16 protein-coding genes are annotated in these 21,027 nt (G+C 63.3%); 11 read left to right on the forward strand and 5 right to left on the reverse strand.

Annotation, left to right across the window (positions count from 1 at the left end):
* Window positions 1-40 precede the first annotated feature (40 nt).
* The 8 genes from gmd to ACZY0R_RS07230 all read left to right on the forward strand — a co-directional run bounded on the left by gmd (window position 41) and on the right by ACZY0R_RS07230 (window position 8,985).
* Entirely contained in the window at window positions 41-1,249 is a 1,209-nt protein-coding gene (gmd, locus tag ACZY0R_RS07195; protein ID WP_488857767.1) for a GDP-mannose 4,6-dehydratase, read from the forward strand.
* On the forward strand, window positions 1,242-2,234 hold the full coding sequence (locus tag ACZY0R_RS07200) for a GDP-L-fucose synthase family protein (RefSeq protein WP_488857768.1): 993 nt from the start codon (window positions 1,242-1,244) through the stop codon (window positions 2,232-2,234). The genes gmd and ACZY0R_RS07200 overlap by 8 nt, the downstream gene beginning before the upstream one ends.
* A gap of 49 nt (window positions 2,235-2,283) precedes the next feature.
* Window positions 2,284-2,862 (forward strand): putative colanic acid biosynthesis acetyltransferase, encoded by a 579-nt coding sequence (locus ACZY0R_RS07205; RefSeq protein WP_488857769.1) that lies wholly within the window; start codon window positions 2,284-2,286, stop codon window positions 2,860-2,862.
* A 104-nt stretch (window positions 2,863-2,966) separates the two neighbouring features.
* Window positions 2,967-3,095 carry a hypothetical protein gene (locus ACZY0R_RS07210; RefSeq protein WP_488857770.1) on the forward strand — a complete coding sequence of 43 codons (129 nt, stop codon included), beginning with the start codon at window positions 2,967-2,969 and terminating at the stop codon, window positions 3,093-3,095.
* A gap of 440 nt (window positions 3,096-3,535) precedes the next feature.
* On the forward strand, window positions 3,536-4,945 hold the full coding sequence (locus ACZY0R_RS07215; protein WP_488857771.1) for a hypothetical protein: 1,410 nt from the start codon (window positions 3,536-3,538) through the stop codon (window positions 4,943-4,945).
* A 335-nt stretch (window positions 4,946-5,280) separates the two neighbouring features.
* Window positions 5,281-6,426, forward strand: a complete 1,146-nt coding sequence (locus tag ACZY0R_RS07220) for a glycosyltransferase (protein WP_488857772.1) — start codon at window positions 5,281-5,283, stop codon at window positions 6,424-6,426.
* Between the two features lie 135 nt (window positions 6,427-6,561).
* Complete coding sequence (locus tag ACZY0R_RS07225; RefSeq protein ID WP_488857773.1) at window positions 6,562-7,638, forward strand: glycosyltransferase family 4 protein; 1,077 nt, start codon at window positions 6,562-6,564, stop codon at window positions 7,636-7,638.
* A gap of 54 nt (window positions 7,639-7,692) precedes the next feature.
* Window positions 7,693-8,985 (forward strand): glycosyltransferase family 4 protein, encoded by a 1,293-nt coding sequence (locus ACZY0R_RS07230; RefSeq protein WP_488857774.1) that lies wholly within the window; start codon window positions 7,693-7,695, stop codon window positions 8,983-8,985.
* Between the two features lie 161 nt (window positions 8,986-9,146).
* Here the strand turns inward: ACZY0R_RS07230 and ACZY0R_RS07235 are convergent, their stop codons facing one another.
* From ACZY0R_RS07235 to ACZY0R_RS07245, 3 genes are all read right to left on the reverse strand, one after another.
* Window positions 9,147-9,851, reverse strand: coding sequence for a glycosyltransferase family 2 protein (locus ACZY0R_RS07235; protein WP_488859553.1), 705 nt, complete (start codon window positions 9,849-9,851; stop codon window positions 9,147-9,149).
* 168 nt (window positions 9,852-10,019) lie between these two features.
* Complete coding sequence (locus ACZY0R_RS07240; RefSeq protein ID WP_488857775.1) at window positions 10,020-11,375, reverse strand: lipopolysaccharide biosynthesis protein; 1,356 nt, start codon at window positions 11,373-11,375, stop codon at window positions 10,020-10,022.
* Window positions 11,376-11,559: 184 nt separating this feature from the next.
* The gene (locus ACZY0R_RS07245) at window positions 11,560-12,324 is read right to left on the reverse strand and encodes a ChbG/HpnK family deacetylase (protein ID WP_488857776.1); all 765 of its coding nucleotides are present in this window, start codon (window positions 12,322-12,324) and stop codon (window positions 11,560-11,562) included.
* Between the two features lie 262 nt (window positions 12,325-12,586).
* Between ACZY0R_RS07245 and ACZY0R_RS07250 the strand changes: the two genes are divergently transcribed.
* From ACZY0R_RS07250 to ACZY0R_RS07260, 3 genes are read left to right on the forward strand one after another with little or no spacing between them, the layout of a single operon-like run.
* A complete protein-coding gene (locus tag ACZY0R_RS07250; protein ID WP_488857777.1) occupies window positions 12,587-13,765 on the forward strand; it encodes a polysaccharide biosynthesis/export family protein in 1,179 nt (392 codons plus the stop codon).
* 11 nt (window positions 13,766-13,776) lie between these two features.
* Window positions 13,777-14,241, forward strand: a complete 465-nt coding sequence (locus ACZY0R_RS07255) for a low molecular weight protein-tyrosine-phosphatase (RefSeq protein WP_045236419.1) — start codon at window positions 13,777-13,779, stop codon at window positions 14,239-14,241.
* The gene (locus ACZY0R_RS07260) at window positions 14,238-16,499 is read left to right on the forward strand and encodes a polysaccharide biosynthesis tyrosine autokinase (RefSeq protein WP_488857778.1); all 2,262 of its coding nucleotides are present in this window, start codon (window positions 14,238-14,240) and stop codon (window positions 16,497-16,499) included. Before ACZY0R_RS07255 ends, ACZY0R_RS07260 begins: the two co-directional genes overlap by 4 nt.
* Before the next feature lie 183 nt (window positions 16,500-16,682).
* Here the strand turns inward: ACZY0R_RS07260 and ACZY0R_RS07265 are convergent, their stop codons facing one another.
* Both ACZY0R_RS07265 and ACZY0R_RS07270 read right to left on the reverse strand, forming a co-directional pair.
* Entirely contained in the window at window positions 16,683-18,545 is a 1,863-nt protein-coding gene (locus ACZY0R_RS07265; protein WP_488857779.1) for an alpha/beta fold hydrolase, read from the reverse strand.
* A 102-nt stretch (window positions 18,546-18,647) separates the two neighbouring features.
* A complete protein-coding gene (locus ACZY0R_RS07270; RefSeq protein ID WP_488859555.1) occupies window positions 18,648-20,981 on the reverse strand; it encodes a polysaccharide biosynthesis tyrosine autokinase in 2,334 nt (777 codons plus the stop codon).
* Between the last annotated feature and the right edge of the window lie 46 nt (window positions 20,982-21,027).

Here is a 21,027-nt window from a genome sequence, read left to right on the forward strand (position 1 = left end):
TTGCCTGGCAAGAATCACACTCATCGGACATCGGAACGCTATGGGCGCAAACGAACTGGAACCTCTCGGTCATGTGGCAGCAAGCAGCCAGGACAAAGCACAAGGCTCGCCACGGGATGCGCGCCGGCGGCGCGCGTTGATTACCGGCATCACCGGCCAGGATGGCTCGTATCTGTGCGAGTTCCTGCTCAACAAGGGTTATGAAGTGCACGGCATCAAACGGCGCAGTTCGCTGTTCAACACCGACCGCATCGATCACCTCTATGAGCATCCGCAGGCAGAAGACCGCCGTCTGGTGCTGCATCATGGCGATATGACCGACACGGCCAGCCTGGTCCGCGTGGTGCAGCAGTCGCAACCGGACGAGATCTATAACCTGGCGGCGCAAAGCCATGTGCAGGTCTCGTTCGAGCAACCGGAGTACACCGCCAACACAGACGCGCTTGGCACTCTGCGCCTGCTCGAAGCCGTTCGGATCCTGGGGCTGGAAAAACGGACGCGCTTCTACCAGGCGTCCACCTCCGAACTGTACGGCCTGGTGCAGGAGATTCCTCAGAAGGAGACCACGCCCTTCTATCCACGCAGCCCCTACGCCGCGGCCAAGCTGTACGCCTACTGGATCACCGTCAACTATCGCGAGGCGTATGGCATGTATGCCTGCAACGGCATCCTGTTCAATCATGAGAGCCCGGTACGCGGAGAGACCTTCGTGACCCGCAAGATCACGCGCGCGATCGCCCGCATTGCGCTCGGCCTGCAGGACACGCTGTACCTGGGGAATCTCGCGGCGCTTCGTGACTGGGGCCATGCGCGCGACTACGTGGAAATGCAGTGGCTGATGCTGCAGCAAGCCGTGGCAGAGGACTTTGTGATTGCCAGCGGCGAGCAGCATAGCGTACGCGAATTCGTCGAGCGCTCCGCGGCCGGACTCGGCATTACCGTGCGTTTCGAAGGCGAAGGCGTGGACGAAGTCGGCGTGATCGCGCATGTCGACAAGAGCCGTCCGGAGTTGTCCTCGCATTGCAAGGCCGGAGACGTGATCGTCCGCGTGGACCAGCGCTACTTCCGCCCGACGGAAGTGGAAACCCTTCTGGGCGACGCCACCCGCGCACGCGAACGGCTGGGCTGGTCGCCGCGCATCGGCTTCGAAGAGCTGGTGCGCGAGATGACCGAGTCAGACTTCTCCGCAGCGCGCCGCGATGCCCTGGTCAGGATGGCTGGCTTCCGTGCCTACAATCATCATGAATAGGAACACACGGCGTATCTTCGTGGCGGGCCACCGCGGCATGGTGGGGTCCGCCATCGTACGGGCCCTGCGCGCTGCCGGCGAAACCGACATCGTCACCCGCTCCCACGCGGAGCTCGACCTGACCGACCAGCAACAGGTGCGCGAGTTCTTTGCCACCGAAGGCATCGGGCAGGTCTACCTCGGCGCGGCACGGGTTGGCGGTATCCATGCCAACAACACCTACCCGGCAGAGTTCATCCAGCAAAACCTGATGATCGCGGCCAATGTCATTCACGAGGCCTGGCGCAGCCATGTCGAGCGCTTGCTGTTCCTCGGCTCGAGCTGCATCTACCCCAGACTGGCCACCCAGCCGATCCGGGAGACCGAGCTGATGACAGGCGCGCTGGAGCCCACCAACGCGCCTTACGCCATTGCCAAGATCGCCGGCATTGCCATGTGCGACAGCTACAACCGGCAATATGGCACCGACTATCGCTGCGTCATGCCCACCAACCTGTATGGTCCCGGCGACAACTACCATGCCGAAAACAGCCACGTGATACCGGGCTTGATCCGGCGGTTTCATGAGGCGCGGATTGCCGGCGCCGCCACGGTGGCGGTCTGGGGCAGCGGCACGCCAATGCGGGAGTTTCTCCATGCTGACGACCTGGCCGAAGGCTGCCGCCACGTGATGACAATGTCCAAGGATGCCTATCAGGCCTGCGCCGCGCCCACGGGCATCCTCAATATCGGCAGCGGCGATGAACTCACGATCCGCGAACTCGCGGTGGAGGTGGCCCGGGCGACCGGCTACCGCGGTGAAATCCGCTTTGACGCGACCAAGCCAGATGGCACGCCGCGCAAGCGGCTTGACTGGAATGCACTGGCGCAAACCGGCTGGAATCCGCGCGTCAACCTGGCAACCGGTCTGCGCCGGGCCTACGAGGACGCGTTAGCCAGCGGCCTGTTGGGCGCCGCGCAGACTGAGGCAGTTCCCATAACCTAAGAGGCCAGCGGTGCGACCTGTTGCCAGGCGATGGCCCAAGGAGACCGACATGATGCAAGATCTGTCATCGTTCAAAATGCCAGAGGACTTCCGGGGACGCTCAGCGTTTATCGTAGGGCTGTGGTGGATCGTCGAAGCGACGCTCTTCCGCCACTCGCTCCACCGTGCCGACGGCTTCCGGCGATGGCTGCTACAGCTCTTCGGCGCACGGGTAGGCAAGGAGGTCATCATCCGTTCCACCGTGCGCATCACCTATCCGTGGAAGATAACGATCGGTGACCATTCCTGGATCGGTGACTATACGGAGCTCTATTCCCTGGGCGAGATCATCATCGGAAGCAACACCGTGATCTCTCAGCACAGCTACCTCTGCGGAGGCGACCACGACTACCGCTTGCCGGACTTCCCGATTCGCTGCCGCACGATCCGGGTGGAAGACGAGGCGTGGGTTGCCTGCCACACGTTCATCGCACCCGGTGTCACCATCGGCCACGGAGCCGTCATCGGCGCCCGTAGCGCGGTGTTTGAAGACATGCCGGCAAAGATGGTCTGCGTGGGCAGCCCGTGCCGTCCGATCAAGCCACGACTGCCGGAACCGGTTCTCAAGTTCGTGGAAAGCGCGGCTTAGCCCGCGCCTTTTGCCGTCATTCCCATGCGGTGCCGCACGGCGGGCAATCTCGTTGCCAAGCCGATATGATCCCTGCGGTGGATATTCCGCACGCAAGCGCTGGCATGAAGGCGAACGCGCACTATTTCAGCCATCCCCGGTGGATGGAGGACTGGCTTGCAGCCGTACATCGCTACCCCGAACTGCGCGAGCGCTGGCATGCCACCGTGGGTACGCTGGCCGCCAGCCGCTGAAAATCAGGGTGGCGCAAAGACTATCCGGCATCGACCCCAAATCCCGAGCCGCTGCCCTGAGCCTGCTCTGCGTGGCCAGGCGTGAGTTCGCAGACCGCGCCGCGCCGGGGCAAGGCAACGCGTCCACCCGCGCTATCGGGATGTCGCCAACATCAGCTTTGCCGCCCGAAGCATGGGGCTTCAGGCGCTCTTGCTCCTCTTGCCGGGATTGGCCGCGGTAGCGTGCCTGCCATCCATGGCGCCCGCCTGCCAAATGATGGCTGGTGTGTCCTGCCGAACATACGCCCTCCCGCACCAAAGGCAACACTTGGGACCATTGCGAAGGCCAGGGGACGCGGCACGGTGCCTACGGCCCGCCGGACAACATGCCGGTTTTGTCCATTCCATCCGCGAACAGGCTGCCCGGCGGTCTGCCTTGAAATACCGAGAGGAGCCAGCACATGCGTATACCGATCAACGCGGTGTGGGACATGGTAGTGATCGCGCTGATCGTCTCGCTGGTCAGCATCTGCCATTCCGTGTCGCACGTCAGCACGCCCACGTTGCTGGCTTCGTCGTTCATGCTGGCGGCCGTAATCGCCGCACACTGGGTGATGCACAACAATGAGCGGCTCCCGTCCATGGCGGACGCGGCAGTGCTGCTTTTCGAGTTGATGTTTCTGCTCCTTGCACCGAATGTCCAACTGGCCTTGCTAGAGGAGAACCTTGTCAACACCTCGGTTCTCAACGAGACGTACGCCGTCATCACGAACCTGCTTTGCATGACCTTCGTGCTGAGCTACCTGCTGGCCAGGCGTTACATACTCGCCCGCACAAGGCGCCATTCCGTTCGTCCGCCGACGCGTCATCCCTCCACCCGGCTATCGGCGCGTCGATCGCTTTTGCTGGTACCGGTTGCCCTTCTTACCGTCTACTTGTCAACGCGGTCCATCGAACTGGTCACGCTGGGGACGTTCGAGTCATCGCCCGCCTACCTCCTCGAGCAAAAATTTTTCTGCTTCATCCCGGTGCCGATCTTGTTCATGATTGTCGCGGCAAAGCGGACCCGCTTTCTGAAGGAACCGGTCTGGATTCTTTTTTTCCTCTTCTTCCTCGCCTGTGTACTGGTGAACCTGAATCCCGCAATCGAGAAACGCAATACGCTCGGTCCGGTCTATATGGGACTGTTGTTCCTGCTGGTTCCCGGCCTGGCCCGCACGTCACGCGTCCAGATCACCGTGCTCCTGCTTCTGATGGGGGTGTTCTTCCCCTTGTCTTCGGCCTTCACGCACAATCAAGTGGAGTCCTGGGATCTCAAGGCTATACTCGATCCCGATCTCTACTCCTACCACTTTCTGCAGTTGCACTATGATGCCTGGGCGAATCTCCACACCGTGGTGGAGATCGTCGACCGCCAGGGAATTCAATTGGGCAGGCAACTGCTTGGCACGTTCCTGTTCTTTGTTCCACACACCTTCTGGGAAACCAAACCGCTGGCCACGGGTATCGTAATCGGACAGTACTTGTCAGCAAACTACCAGATGGATTTCGACAACTTGTCGGCACCTCTGGTCGCGGAAGCCTATGTGGACCTCTCCGTATTTGGCGTAGTCATCGCAGCGGTGGCGCTTGCATGGGTAGCGCGCTTGCTTGATAAGTTCTGCTACTCGGACAATCCTCTGGCGCAGGCTGCGGGAATCTACTTCTCCCTCTATTTGATCTTTCTGCTGCGCGGCGCGTTGATGGTCGCCGTCGCCTACGGCTCGGGCGCGGCGCTGGCCTTCTTTGCTGTAGACCGTGTGATGCGTTACCGCCGAAAGCGCGCGCGAGCGCGCATTGACTCGCTGCCGGCACACCCGGTCACTTCCTGAGCAGCATCGGTCTCGCTGATCGACTCCCGAACGCCGCCGCGGCCCCTGGACCGCGGCGGCGGCACCGCTCTACCGCCATCGCGAACATCGAGCAGTGGCTCGCCACGCGAGTCCGTTCGGCGTCACGCCGCGACTGGCGCGCGCCACACCGCAGCCGTCGTCGATGCGGATGCGCCGCCCGCGTTCCGCCCCAAAGCCGCGCTGAATCTGTGTGCTAGCAAACGGTGCCGACGGCATGGCAGCCGTACATTGGCGTCAAGCCGCCATTCCGGCGTTGGCGCCGCTCGCGTTGCAAGTGGATATCCGAGGCTGCGGGAACTGAGAGGCACGGCAGGATGATCGACATCTATCACAACATGCTATGGCCCAAGTACAAGGGCGCGGTCTTCAGCGAGGCGTTCTCGCATGCACGCCAGCTTGGCCGGAGCGTGCGCTTTTCTCACGTAGTACCGACTGACGGCGGCCGCACGTCAATGAGTAACGTCGACGCGAGCTATCACAGGTATCCGCATCGAGTGCTGTTCGACCTACCCTATGAAGCGATCCCCCGCTGGAAGCTATGCCTGCGGCTGGTGCAGGAGGTGTGGCGCTCGCCGGCCGACATCGTGGTGATGCCCGGATATCACCTGATCGAGTACTGGGCCATGCTGCTTGCTTGCATGGTGCGCGGAAAACGGCGCGCCGTCTTCTGCGACGCCACGGCCATGGACCAGCCTAGCAACCCGATCAAGCATCGCCTGAAGGTATTTTTCTTCCGACACTGCGACGGCGTATTCGTCTACGGACAGCGCGGCTACGCCTACGCCGTGTCGCTCGGGGCCGAGCCGTCGCGGGTATTCGACCGTTGCCAGGCGGCGGCCCTGCCACATGGGTACCGCCCGGAAGACGCAGAGAAGCGTCGCCTGGAACTGGCGCCATCGCCTTCATCGCCCAGATTCCTCTTTGTCGGACGGATCTCGGAGAAGAAGGGGGTCAAGGACCTGCTGCGCGCCTTTGCCCTGGTCCTGCGCGAACATCCGCTCGCCACCCTGGTCCTGGCCGGCCCGTGTGACGACAGGCCATCGCTGGACCGGCTCGCCAGCGAACTCGGCGTGACAGCGGCAACGGAGTTTCTTGGCCCGATGGCTATCGACAAGCTGGCCGCGGAGTATGGCCGTGCCACGTGCCTCGTGCTGCCAAGCCATAGCGAGGCGTGGGGCCTCGTGGTCAACGAGGCGTTGAGCTATGGCTGTCCCGCGGTGGTCAGCGATCATTGCGGCTGTATTCCGGAACTGGTGCTGGAGGGAGAGACCGGCCTGACGTTTCCGGTACGCGAAATCAAGGCACTTGCCGGCGCCCTTGGGCAGGCGGTGCGGATCTTTAGCGATGTCGAAGCCACGGCCCGCAGGTGCCTGGAAGTCATTGGAGAGTTCACGCCAGCGGTGGCTGGGCGCACCATCGTGGACGGGTGCATCACGATCCTCGAGGATGCACGACGCTGATCATTGGCGCGCTACGCACCGGCCGGCTACGCCGCATGGTGCCGCGGCGCGCACAGGCGCACCTCGGCAGGAGCCGCAACAGCGGCGCGAGGCGCGCGCCATTGAAACACAAGGCTATCGATGCTGAGGAACAGCATGTCCAATCGAGTTATCTTCCTGGGTCCACTGCCACCGCCCGTGCACGGCTATTCCGCGGCCTGCCTGCGCATGCTGGAACACTTGCGCAAGCAGGCCAGCGTCATCACGCTGGACACTGCCTGGGCGGGCACCGGCAAGCTCGCGCTGGCAGGAAGCCTCTGCCGGCGGTTCATGCTCTGGCTCCGGCTCCTGTACGCCTGCCTGTTGCAGCGGCCCCGCTCTTTCTACATGGGCATATCAGGCGGGCTCGGGCAGATGCTCGATATCCCCTTCGCACTCACGGCGCATCTCTTTGGCGTGAGGATCTTCATCCATCACCACAGCTTTGCCTACGTCAGCAGGGCGCGCTGGTACACGCGTGCGCTGCTATGGTGTGCGCCGGGGGCCACGCATCTGGCGCTGTGCGACGGCATGGGCGAGAAGCTGATGCAGATATACGGCCTGCCCGCCACGCAGGTACGCGTTCTGCCCAATTCGAGCCTGGTCGACTTCGAGCAGGAGGATGTCCCCGAGCCATCGCAGCGCCACAAGCTCACGATCGGCTTTCTTTCGAATATCACCACGGCCAAGGGCATCTTCACCTTCTTTGCCCTGGTGCAACGCGCCCAGGCACTGAACCTGGACATCGATGCGCGCATCGCCGGACCTGTCGCGCAGGAAATCCTTGCCGATTTCAACGCGGAGCTCGCCCGGACACCCGCCGCCCGCTACGTCGGCGCGGTACATGGAGAAGCCAAGCATCAGTTCTTTTGCAGCATCGACGTGCTGGTGTTCCCCAGTACATATGCGAACGAGGCCTCTCCGCTTACCGTGCTTGAAGCCCATAGCTATGGCATTCCGGTCATCGCCAACGACCGAGGCTGCATTGCCTCGATGATTCGCGGCGACGGCGGCCTCGTAGTCGCCCAGGGAGCCGACTTCGTTGCTGGCGCGCTTGCGTTCCTGCGCAAGCAACAACCGCAGCGCACGCAAGTCACGCAGTTGCAGGCATCACTGCGCGACCAGTTCCGGATCGATCGCGAGCACGCGGGAGAAGCCCTGGGTCAGATCGTCCAGATGATATGTCACTCTTGACAAGCACGCTAACCAGCTTCCCATCAGGCGGTTAATTACTAGGGTCCAGACGCGATGAATGATCTCAGTATTCTGAAATTGAACCATTCAGACATCTTCGGTGGAGCGGCCCGTGCTGCCTATAGAATTCAAGGCGCATTGCGAGCGGCCGGTATCGACGTTCGCATGCAAGTCGTGAAGAAGCACTCCGACGATTGGGTTGTCAGTTCCCGTCCGGGCATCCTGCCCAGGATAAGGGGGATAGCAGGGGGCGCCGTGGGGGAACTTACCTCGCGCCTGCTGGGCCCCAAGGACAGCACACTCCGATCACCGGCCATATTGCCATCGGGGATAGTAAGGTCTATCAACAGGTCCTCTGTTGACGTCGTCCACCTGCATTGGATATGCGGTGAAATGCTATCAATCGAGGAACTGGGCCGTATCAACAAACCTGTCGTCTGGACTATTCACGATATGTGGGCCTTCTGTGGGGCAGAGCACTACACAAGTGAATTGCGCTGGCAGAACGGATATGCAAAGGTCCCCCGACAGGCAGGCGGGCCGGCGATCGATTGGGACCGCTGGGTCTGGCAACGCAAGCGCAGGGCGTGGAAAGCACCGTTTCATATTGTGAGCCCAAGTCATTGGCTAGCCACCTGTGTCCGGGATAGCACGTTGATGCGCGAGTGGCCGGTGACCGTGATTCCGAACGCGCTGGACCTGGAGACCTGGCGGCCCGTAGACCAACGTGTGGCACGCAGCCTGCTGAAGCTGCCGCTTGAAAAGAAAATTGTCGTGTTCGGCGCAATCGGTGGGGGCCGGGACGAGCGCAAGGGTATCGATCTCCTTCTCCAGTCCCTGAACATCCTCGATGTCGGCACAGACGAGATAGAGTTGGTCGTGTTTGGCCAGAGCCAGCCGCAAGAGCCAGTGAAATTGAAATATAAAACTCACTACCTGGGCCATGTTCATGACGATTTGACATTGCGCTGCATTTACAGCGCGGGTGATGCGATGGTAATTCCGTCGAGACAGGAAAATCTTCCTAATACCGGCCTCGAGTCCATGGCATGCGGTACGCCGGTAGTTGCGTTCAATATCGGGGGACTTCCGGATATTGTCTGTCACCAGCGCAATGGCTGGCTTGCCAAACCCTTCGACGTCGATGATCTGGCGAGGGGCATAAAATGGGTAATCGAAGACGAAGCCAGGTCAAATGTTCTGAGAATGGCTGCGGAAGAAAAGGCGAAAGAATATTCGTATTCAAATATCGCGCAACGCTACAGTGCATTGTATCGTTCCATCCTGAACCATGGCACGCAAGGATCTAACACGCTTCAAGACGATCTGATGGCGTCTGCCAGCTAGCATGTCTCTTCCGACACGGGAAAGCCCTGCACACGCCGCTCGCTTCGGTCGTGGAGAGTGGCCATGGCAGAGAGTGAAAGACGCTGACCGAGAAGCGCAGATAATTTGGAAGCACGAGCGAGCGCGCTCGGAGCACCTGCGGGCATCACCGCGCCGTCCCGCTACCGGAACTTGCGCAGCACCGCGCCGCCAAGGGCGCGCAGCGTCGCCAGCGGGCCAAGCCTGCTCAGCAATATTCCGAATTTTTCCAGCCGCTTCCGGTGCGGGTGGGCTGCGCTCATTCCGCTTTCCTCTGTCGACGACAGCGTCACACCGAGATAGTAGAACGCGTGTTTGGAGAAGCGGAGGTAGTACTGCAGCACAAAGTCCAGGTCGGCGTAGATCGGCCAGCGCTCGTCATACCGCAGATCGCAAATCCAGAATGCCATCGCCTGGTGGCAGGCATGGATGATGCCGGCCTTCAGCACATCGACGACATCCGCTGACTCGTGTCCACGCACGCTGATATTGTCGCCATACACGAGACGGCACTCCGGCTTATCCCCGACCGCCTCTGCGATTCTCCTCAGGGCGAACTCATCCGCGAAACAGTCGCCGGAATTCATGAAGTTGACCCAGTCCCCGGTGGCATGGCGCAGGCCCTTGTTCATGGCGTCGTAGATACCGCCGTCCGGCTCGCTGATCAGCACATCGATTTCCTGCCGCCGCGCCTGCATGAGTTCGACTGAACCATCCTTCGAGCCGCCATCGATCACAAGGTACTCCAGGTCAAACCCAGCGCGTTGCTGACTGGCCACACTGTCCATGGTGCGCGCCAGGCCATCGCGATTGTTGTAGTTCACGGATATGACGGAGATTCTTGTCATTTCAAACCCTGACAAAAAATAGCGGCAAAAAAAATAATCGCGGCCATCAGGGACGGGTGGCCCGCGTTGTGGGACGCCTCCAGACAGACAACGACATGCTCTCTCAGTTTCCCGCCCGCTTCAGGGTTTCGACAGCCCACGAGCCTGCCGCAGGCGAGGCCGGGACAACTACCTCGGCTGACGAAGAATCCGTAGCGCGCCACGTGGCAGCATCCATAGCGCGGTGACTGAATTAGCGACAATAAGCGCGATCACAACGTACTGGAATTTGATGTTGCCCGTGAGCAGGAGCAGCGCACCCAGTACGCCAGCAACGATCAGCTCGGACATGCCCACCTTACTCAGGCTTGCAAACGCCTTAGCCCCCATTAACACCGGAACGCCGGCCTGCGTTGACACGATGATCGCAAAATATAGCGCGCATAACGATGCCGTGGCATTCGAGATCACAAACTCGGACGACGTCCAGAACGTAATGACATAACCACCGAGAACCGCTGCCCCGGCAATCACCAGGACGCCGTAGGCGGTATAGAGCAGGCTCAGCTTCTTATAGAGCGCAAGGAGCCACTGTGTATTCCCGTCCAGAAGATGGCGATGGGCAATCGGCCAGAGCGGCTGGTTGATCATCCATACCGCGCTGCTCAGCAGCATGTTGGCCCTGAACATCAATGCAAGCAGGGCCGCATCCTGCGCGCGTCCGGACTCATAGCACAGAAGCACCGCGCCCTGCTGCAAGCAGGCGCCAGAGAGTTGCGCCAGCAGGAAGGCCCTGGAATTCACAATCAGTTCCCTGGCCAGACCCGGCGCACGAACGCCATGCGGCAAGCCAACCCGTTTCAGCACACTGGCGAAGCAGCCGAATTTTGCCAGGATGAAACCCAGTTGGCTGGCGACGAACAGGGACACCACGTCCGCCGTGGCGTCCGACTGGGACGCCACGTAGATAAAGAGCACATTCAGGATGTTGGACGCGGCACCAATGAGGTTGTTGACATGCTGACGGCTTTGTCCCTGGTTGACCGACTCTCCGAGCGAGAATACGAAGATCAGCGCATTGCAACACAATGCGGCAATCAGCAGATTGAAATACTCCGCCGAGAACAGCTTGGCGCCGCTGCCCTCCAGCACCGGCCGGAACGCCAGCGCCAGCACGATGACCGCACCAAGCAGTGCGCTGAGCCATAGTGCAGACTCAAGCACCACGGCCGGCAGCGTGCCTTGTTTGCGTTTATCCGCGGCATGCGCCGACACCGTCGGCCATACTCCGATCGCCACCAGCGTCAGCCAGGTCGTGATGCCGTAGTAGACCATGATCGCGCTGAAATCCTCAGGATTGAGCACTCTCGCAAAAAGCGGGATGCTGATCACCTGATAGGCAACGCTGGACCCCTTCGAGACAAAGGAGCTCATCACGGCGAGCCGGATCGACCTCAGATCCTGTTTCTCTTCCGCATTCGCCATGCCATCGCCGAACTCAACGGCCGTAGCGGATTGGGCGTCCGTGGCTCCCTTCCGTTGCATCGTTCATTTCCTCGTGGTCGGCTCGCCTGCCGCGCATCACTGTCGCTGATTCCGCCATCGTGCCGGATGCCGTTGAAACTAAAAATATGCGCCAGCAAACAATGCGCCCGGTAGGGCCCATGGCGCAGTGGCGTGCCACACGAGCCGTGTCGGCATGGCGATCAATTCGGGCGCGGGCGATGTCCTATAAGTCTCCATAGCGCCGCAGCGCGATGCCGGCGCTCTCGAGCCTCGCAGCCAGTTCGGCGGGCTGGAGCAACGGCGCGGACTCGTCCCGCCGCCAGGGTTCGGCGAAGCCGGGATGAACCGACATCTCTGTCACGCCATCACGCAGGATTGCCGGCAACCGCAATGCCCAGCCAGGCTCGCGCGGGTCCGCCGCGATGTAGTAATCGGTATGCCGAAGGCCGTAAAAGTGATGCAGCAACCATACATTCAGGGCGCCGCGTATTGCATTCTCCTGGAAATAGCAGTTCTGGGGCCGGCGGGCCCATTTGATACCAGCCTGCAACATCTCCTGTTTGATCGCGCGGATGACCGCGGGGTACTTGTGCAGATGCCCATGCCCGTCGACATGCGTGACCTGCACGCCGTGATCACGCAATTCGGTGAGCTGCTGGCGAAACGCCTCTCTTATGTCCTTCTCCGCAAGCAGGCCTGCCATGGCGCGTACCCGCTGTGCCTTGCACGGCCGAAGCATGCCGTCGCTGCCGCAAAGGGACGACTTCCCAGCCTGTGTTGCAAGCCGCCCTTCGACGATATTGAAATGCAGGCCGAATGACAGCTGCTTGCGATGCTGCCTGGCGTAGTCATAGGCCAGCCTGGACGCGGGACACCCGGCCAGGATGGTCGCGCTGGTGAGAAGACCGCCTTCGAAGCAGGAAATGGTCGCCTTGACGGTGTCTTCGTCATACCCGAAATCGTCGGCGTTGATGATCAAGCTTCGCATCGTCTTCTCCAGCGCTAGCCGGGTTGCAGGAAGGGAGAAGGCGCGGCCCGAGGGCAACCCCGGGCCATGACACGCCCCTGCACGCAGGCTACCCAACGCAACTGCCTCAATCCGTGCGGCCGCCCACACACCATCCCGATTCCGGCCGCGCGGCGCAACCCGCAACCAGTGTGCGACAGCGCACCGAATCGGGACGAGCGGCTTTCTAAGATGCGATCATCCGTGGACATGGCATGCCTTGCGATGTCCGTTTGGAACAAGGATGGAGAATACCGTGAACGCATGCAATGATGAGCCAGAATTCCGCACCGGCGCTTCGCTTCGCAATACGTTTCTCTCGCGCCTGACCTTGCTCGGCGCCTCCGCTTTGCTGGCAGCCTGCGTCGCCGCCTCGCCCGGTATGACGATGAGTTCCCGGGCCACTACCACCGCGATGGGGTCGGACGCCGTTGTCGACGTGACACCGATCACCCTGGACCTGGTTCGTGAACTGAAGGGCAAGAGCAGGCCAACCAATCAAGGTGTGGAAGAACTGTACGCGACACCGCAGCCTTACCGGATCGGTCCCGGAGACATCATCTCCGTGGTGGTCTGGGATCACCCTGAACTGGTGTTCCCGACGCAGACGTACAGCATCGGCGCCGCGTTCGAGATTCCGACCTCCAGCGGCGGCTCCAATGTGCCCGGCTATGTGGTCAGCGCCCAGGGCGATATCCAGTTCCCGTATGCGGGCGTGTTGAAGGTGGCCGGGAAAACGGCCAACGATGTGCGCGACCAGATGGCGCGCATCCTGTCGCGGGTGGTGAAGGATCCCCAGATGACGGTTCGCGTGCTGGGCTTCCGCAGCCAGCGCATCTATGTCGACGGCGAGGTGAAGACGCCGGGCATGCAAGCCATCGACGACGCGCCGATGACCCTGGTGGAAGCACTCAACCGCGCCGGCGGCGTACTGAACCTGACCGGCGACAACAGCCGCGTGCGCGTCACCCGCGGGGAGCAGAGCTGGTACGTCAATATCCCTGCCCTGCTCGCCAAGGGAGTGGATCCCGCGCGCATCATGCTGCGCTCCGGCGACATCGTGCGCGTCGAGCAACGCGAGGACAGCAAGGTCTTCGTCACCGGTGAAGTGGTGCGGCCGGTTTCGCTGCTGATGCGCAACGGGCGCATGTCGCTTAACGAGGCGCTGGGAGACGCGGGCGGCGTCAACCCCGGATCCGCCAACGCCGAGCAGATCTTCGTGATTCGCAAGACGGCCACCGATGAACCGAAGGTGTTCCACCTGGACGGGACTTCGCCGATTGCGCTGGCCATTGCCGAGGGCTTCGAGCTCGAACCCAAGGACGTGGTCTATGTCGACGCAAAAGCTGTGGTGCGCTGGAGCCGGGTCATGAGCCTGCTGATCCAGCCGGTGGTGGGCACGGCAAGCATCGCTCGTCCGTAGTGGAGACAGCGATGATCCGTTCGATCCTGGTCGTTTGCCTGGGAAACCGGTGCCGCAGCCCGATGGCGGAGAGCCTGCTGCGGCGCGCCTTGCCCAACTGCCGCGTGCGCTCGGCCGGACTCGACCCGCCAGTGGGTGCCACCGCCGATCCGCGCGCCACCTGCCTGCTGGCGATGGAGGGCTGCACCCTGGAGTCCCATCGCGCCGTTACCGTCGACGAATCACTGATCGCCGCCTCCGACCTGGTGCTGGTAATGGACAACGAGCAACGCGACGAGCTGGAACGGCTCTACCCGCAGGCACGCGGAAAGACATACAGGCTGTGCGAGTTCTCACATGTCGATGTACCAGACCCCTACGGTGGCTCACAAGGCATGTTCGTGCTCGTGTTGGGGTTGATCAAGCAAGGGGTTGAATCGTGGTCGGCTCACATACAAGCGATCACGCCAGCAAACAGCTACGGGGAAGCGTCATGAATATAGTGAATTCGCGGAATCAGGCTCCGGAGACGTGGGACGATGGCGGCAAGCCGATCGACTTTACGTCCTATGTCGATGTGCTGGTCCGCTATCGCCGGACATTCCTCGTCGTCGCCGGGGGGGTGATCTGCGCCGGGCTGGTCTATGCGATGCTGGCCAAGCCGGTCTATCGCGCGGACATCGTCGTGCAGGTCGAGGACAGCAATGCCAGCACGGGCGCTTCCGGCAAGCAGACGGCAAACGTCACGCCCGTGTTTGACGTCAAGCCGGCTGCCTCCGCGGAGATCGAGTTGCTGCGCTCACGCATGGTGGTGGGCAAGGCGATCGACAGTTTGCATCTCGACATCAAGGCCTCGCCCCGTTACTTCCCCATCGTTGGGCGAGCCATCGCCAGTTTCAACAAGGAGTTGTCGACGCCCGGGCTGTTCGGCTGGGGCGGCTTTGCCTGGGGCCCGGAAAGCATCAGCGTGGAGAGCCTCGAAGTCCCGCCCAAGCTGGTAGACAGGACGATCCAGCTGACCGCGCTGGGCGGCAAGCAGTACCGCGTGAGCTTCTCCAGCAACGATGTCAAGTGGACCGGCACCGTGGGAGAGCCGCAAACCATCGACACACCGCAAGGCAAGGTCAGCATGTTGGTCAGCGAGCTTGACGGCCGACCTGGCAGCGTCTTTTACGTGCGGCAAGTGCCCCGCGCCGCGGCCATCGAGGAGTTGCAGGAAAGCCTCATGATCCTGGAGCGCGGCAAGCAGAGCGGCGTGATCGGCATGACGCTCGAAGGCAACTCCGCCGAGAAGACGGCCGCCGTCCTGAATGAAATCGGCGCGGAGTACGTCGAGCAGAATGTGCGCCGCAAGGCTGCGGAAGCCGAAAAATCCCTGGCTTTCCTCGATCGTCAGCTGCCCCAGCTGAAGCAACAGGTGGAAACCGCGGAGTCGCGCTACAACGCGATGCGCAATCAGCGCGGCACCATCGATCTGAGCGAAGAGTCGAAGCTCATCCTTGGCCAATCCGTGCAAATCCAGACGCGCCTGCAGGAACTCAGGCAAAAGCGCCAGGAGCTGATTGCGCGTTTCACGAGCAATCACCCGACCATCGAGATCATGGACTCCCAGATCGCCAGCCTGAATGCACAACTGAATGGCGTGACCGGGAAAATCCAGAAGCTGCCGGATGTCGAGCAGAACGTGTTGCGCCTCATGCGTGACGTCAAGGTCAGTACCGAGCTCTACCAGTCGCTGCTGAACGACACCCAGCAACTCAGGCTGGTGAAGGCAAGCAAGGTCGGCACGGCACGCCTGGTGGATCCTGCCGAGGTACCGCTCAAGCCCGTGCGGCCCAACCGGAGCATGATTGCCGGCGTGGCGTTGGTGCTGGGCCTGCTGCTGGGCCTGCTGGCGGTTGTCGTGCGGCGCATGCTCGACGGTGGCGTCAGCGATGCCGACGAGGTGGAAAAGTCGACAGGACTGACGGTGTACTCCACCATCCCCCTCAGTGCGCAACAAGCGCGCCCGGAAGGCACCAGGAAGGCGAAAGGCAAGGACAGCGGGCGCTGCGATGTGCTGGCTCACCTGGAACCCGCCGACCCGGCCATCGAGAGCTTGCGGAGCCTGCGCACCGCCCTGCAGTTCGCCCTGGCCGGCAGCCGCTCGCGCATCGTGGTGGTCACCGGTCCGGCGCCGGGCGTCGGCAAATCGTTCGTCTGCGCGAACTTCGCGGCGGTGCTGGCTTCCGGCGGCAAGCGCGTCGTGCTGGTCGACGCCGACCTGCGTCGGGGCAGTCTCAATCATCGCTTCGGCGTGGCGCGTAGCCCGGGCCTGTCAGAGGTGTTGACCGGCATGCCGCTGGACAAGGCGATGCGCCGTCAGGTCCTGCCTGGCCTGGACGTCATCCCGACCGGCACCGAGCCGCCGCACCCGGCGGATCTGCTGCTCAGCGAGCAGCTGGATACCCTGCTCGATACCTTGAAGGCACAGTACGACGTTGTGCTGATCGACACGCCCCCGGTGCTTGCCGCTTCCGACGCGGGCATCCTGGCAGCCAGGGCGGGCGCGGTCTTCTTGGTTGCCCGCGCCGACCAGACCACTGTCGGCGAGATCACGGCGGCGGACAGGGCCATCCAGCAAGCCGGCGGTGAGATCAAGGGGGTACTGTTCAACGGCCTGCGTATCGATGGCCGCTGGTACCGGGCGCATTACCACTTCGGCAAGTATCGCTATCTCAACCAGTACGGCACCTCACGCATCAAGCGCGCCTGAGCCGCCACTTCGCGCAAAGGGCCGATACCGCGAGGGGATCGGCCCTTTTCCTTTGGTGGCCGCCCGCAAGACAAGCCTCGCAATGGTAGTCGAAAACAATGACAGGGCGACAGGGCTTACGGCGCTCCCCGCTGGACGAAAGCCAGCCCTCACGGCTGCGCCAGGCAGCCTGCCGCGGCGGCCCTATGGATTCGCGGAGTTGAAAAGTCCCGTGGTGCGGTAGGCGGGCTCGGACGCGAGGGGCTGCGCTTGTGGCGATACATCCGTGGCCGCGGTGTCGGCCGCCAGTTCGGCTTCGTGCCGCATGACATGCCGGACCAGGAACTCTGCGAATGCCTGGCGGCTCTCGGGCAGGAACAGCGAATGGTCCAGGCACGGCAGCGTGTGCAGCTTCACCCGCTCCAGCTCGCTGATGGCCTTCATGTCGCCCCCGAAGCAAAACGCTGCTTCCTCCAGGCCGACATCGCCCGTGCCATAGAGAAAATCGGTATGCACGCCACGCCGGTTCAGCTCGCCCATGGCATGGCAGGCGAAGCCGCTGACCGTGGCGGTGTCGGCCGCGCCGCGCAGCCGCGCCATCAACCTGGCGTGGCGCTCGGCGGCACGGCGCGCGACCCGGCCAGCCAGGCTCGACACAATCGGCCATGCGCGAATCTCGCCGCTCAACAGGCGCTGCCAGTTTTCCGGCTTTCGCGCCGCCACGAGATAGCCTCGTATCGATTGCAGCTTGCTTCCGGCCGAGGCGTCGTCTGCAAGATCCCAGCGGAACTTGACAAGATTCGCCATGACCAGCCCATTGACGCCCGCGTTGGCAAGCGCCGCGTGCAAGCCGAGATAGGCGCCCGAGCAGACGCCCGCAAGCACGATGCGCCTGAAGCCCCTGGCTCGCATCCACTCGACCGCCGCGCATACGTCCGCGCACGGCGGCGGCGAATAGATGGAGGGAATGCTCATCTGCCTTGCCGCTGCCGGGCTGTCGCCGAGCGCGGACACGTCGAGCCGCAAGGCAACCACGCCCAGGCGGGCGAGCCGGCGCGACAGCGTGACGAAGATCCTGCCATCGCCCACATGATGGTTGCCGCCGGTATTCGGGAAAATCACCGCGGTGCCGGCCGGCAGGCGCTCGCGTGGCGCGCAAAGGATGCCGAACAGGCGTCCGCCGCCCAGCCAGACCGGGTGTTCGAAGCCGCCCTCCACCTGCAAATCCTGTGTCTGCCTGACGCGCGGTTCGCCGCGGTGCGGCTGCGGCCGCGCGGGCGCGGCGCCCGGCCGCAGCCAGTCGAGCAGTCTCCGCCAGGCCCGCTCCGGCACCGTGGCATACTCGGCCGACTGCATCATGGCGGGGTACTCGTCAAACCCGCCAAGTTCGACTTGCACCCCCGCCGCTTCGTAGCGTGCCGCCAGCGACGCCACCGCCGAGGCCGAGCCAGGCCAGGCATCCAGCAGCAACACGCGCGGCGCCGGGCAAGCCTGCCGGTGCGCCAGATTCAGCGCGCCGATCCGGGCCACGGTTTCCGGTGCAAGGCGGAATGCCAGGACTTGCTGGGCGCCGTCCTGCTCAGGCGCCACGGCAAGATCGGGAATCGCCCTGCTCAGCCAGTTGCCGTGGAGTGCCCGCAACTCGCGCAGGTAGGTACGGCCATTGGTCGCGGGTGCCAGCAGGATCAGGCCAGCGGCGGCCGTGCTGCGATGGGTAGCCATGGCTTCAGCGGCAAGCACCGCAAGGGTTGCCCCGAGGCGCAGGCCACAAAGCACAACCCGTTCGACACCGGCCAGTTCGCGCAGCCGTGCCGCAGCCGCGATAATGCTCGCCACGGCCTGCTCGACGAACCTGGGGTCATCGTCGCCGCCGTCCGAGTCGCCGCTGCCCGGATAGTCAAAGCGCAACGCGGGCAGGCCCGCGGCGGCAATATCATCAGCCAGGTGGCGCCAGGCACGATGCGACCACATGGCTTCGTGCCCGCCCGGCGCGCAGAGGACCACGCCGGTTCTCCCGGTCTCGCCGTGAAGCCAGCCGGCACAGCCATGCAATATGACGCGCTTCATGCCGACTCTCCGCTCGCGCCCGCTCGGGCGCTGTTCGTTCGCCTCCGATTGCGGTGCTGGCAAACTCCACGCAGAAACGGGTACGCTCGCCAGCGCCAGGCACTATGCCATCCGCTCCACGCCGGCTGCGCGCTCCAGCTTTGGCACGCTGGGCGCGGGCTCGGGCATGCCCAGATAGGGATTGACGCTGTTGAACTCGGCACGGTTGCTGCGGCGCGCCGTCACGCCGTTCAGAATGCCGCCCAGAAGCCGCGCATGCGAACGGGCCAGGCGTTTGAGCGTCTCCTCGACCTGATCCGGCGGTGTCTGGTCCGCGCGCACCACAACCAGTGTCGAACCGGCAATATTCGTCACCAGCGTGGCGTCAGCCACGGCCATCACCGGCGGCGTATCGACGATCACAAGGTCAAAGCGGCTAGCGCACAGGCGCAGGCATTCCGCCAGGGCGGGACGCATCAGCAGTTCGGAGGGATTGTGAGGCGTCGCCCCCGTAGTCAGGATCGACAAGCCGCTGACGACGGTGGGACGCACGGCGGCAGCCAGCGTGAGCTGGCCCGCCAGTATCTCCGCCAGACCGCCATCAGCCCCCTGGTCGAACCAGCTCGCCACCTTGCCCCGGCGCATGTCGGCGTCGATCAGCAGCACACGCTGGCCGGCTTCGGCAAACAGCACCGCCAGGTTGATGGCGGCGAAGGTCTTGCCCGCGCCCGGTGCGGGGCTGGTGACGGCCACCACGCAATCGGCCGCGCTTCGCAAGCCGAAATGCAGCGCGGCGCGCACGCTGCGCAGGCCCTCCACGGCCAGGGAATGCGGGGCGCTTCGCGCCAGCAGGTAGTGGTCGTGCAGACCCTGGCGCAGCAGATGCTTGATGAAATCGGGATAGGATTCATCGAGCGCCTCCAGTGCGTGCCCCGGCTCGGGCCCCTCCAGCCGCGCCGCGCCCGGCGCCGCGAAACCAGCGGCAATACCCAGGCGGACCTTGGCCTCGATGAGACGCTCCAGCTCTTGCTGCTCGCGGCTGTACGCAATGTCCCCGAGCATGGGCATGCCGAGCAGGGCTTCCGCTTCGTTGGCGCTGGCGACGGTCTGCTTCGTGCGCTGGCGCACGCTCACGCAGGCAATGCCAAGGCACAGGCCAAGCAGGCCACCGCCGGCGGTCATCGGCCAGGGCCCGGGCCCCACCGGCGACATCGGCACCACCGCATTGTCGACGACGCGGACCTGACTACTGTGGTCCGAGACAATCAGCGACAGTTCCTGGACCTTGTTGCGCAAGGTCATGTACATGTCCTCCGCCACTTTGACGTCGCGCGTGAGCGAAACCGACTCACGCTCCGACATCGAAAGAGTCTGCATGCGCGCATCCAGATCTTTGCGCTCACGCATCATCTGCGCAATCTTGTTGTCGACGGTGCGTACCTCGTTGGCTTCCGTGGTGAAGCGCTGCAGCAGTCCGGTACGCTCCATCTTCAGCGCGGCGATCTGCTTCTGGTAGTCGATGCTGCCATTGAGGTAGGACTGCGCGTCCTGCGAGGGCTGCATCGACCCGGAGCGCGAACGGTAACGCGTCAGCGCGGCTTCGGCGCGCTCAAGTTCGCCCTGCACGCGCGGCAGCTGGCTGGAGAGGAATGCCAGCGTGCTGGCCGCATCGTCGCTGCGCTGCGCGGTCTGCCCCGAGATATAGGAATTCGCAACACCATTGACCAGCGCCGCGGCCAGTTTCGGGTCCGGATTCTGCCAGGTGATCCGCGCCGTACCGGCTTCGCCCTCCTCGCTGCTGACCTTGAGCTCCCCGGCGATCGTGCTGACCGTGGCCGCCAGGTCGTGGCGCGTAATGGTGAAGCGTGTGCCGGGCAGCGCATCGACGCGCGTCACCAGCAATTCCACGCCGTTGCCGGTGGCGAGCTCACCGACCTTGCCCTCAAGCAGAGCGGCATCCGCCGAGCGCAGCACGAAGCGTTCCTCCTGCAAGACCTCGAACATCAGCGGCACGTTGAACAGGCGCTCCGGCACGGTCATCTTGCGCACCACGAGCCGCTGCGCGCCCCACGCATAGCCAAGGTTCGCCGGCCAGGGCGCACCAAACCTGCCCGGTGTCGCAAAGCGGGCCGCCAGGCTGCCCAGCAGCGGCGCCCGTATCGGCTCGGCGGAGATATCGAGATGCAGGTTTTCCACCACCGGGCCGACCATCGCCCGACTCTTCAGCAAGCCGATATCGAAGGGGGCGGGCTTCGCGCCGCGCGCAACCCCCTGTGTGGCGGCATCCCTGGCGCCAATCTGTACCAGCGCCTCGGCGCGGAACTGCTGCGGTGTCGACAGCGCCAGCAGCGCCGCAACCGCGGCACCCGTCAGGCCAGCGGCAAGGATCCAGCCGATATGGTCGAGCATCGCGCCCGCAGGCACGATGCGATCCGGCGCGATGCCGGCAAATGACATTTTGCTCACAGCAAATTCCCCCGCTAGGTTCGTCCCCGCCTTGCCC

This window comes from Cupriavidus sp. F041 (genome assembly GCF_057814235.1).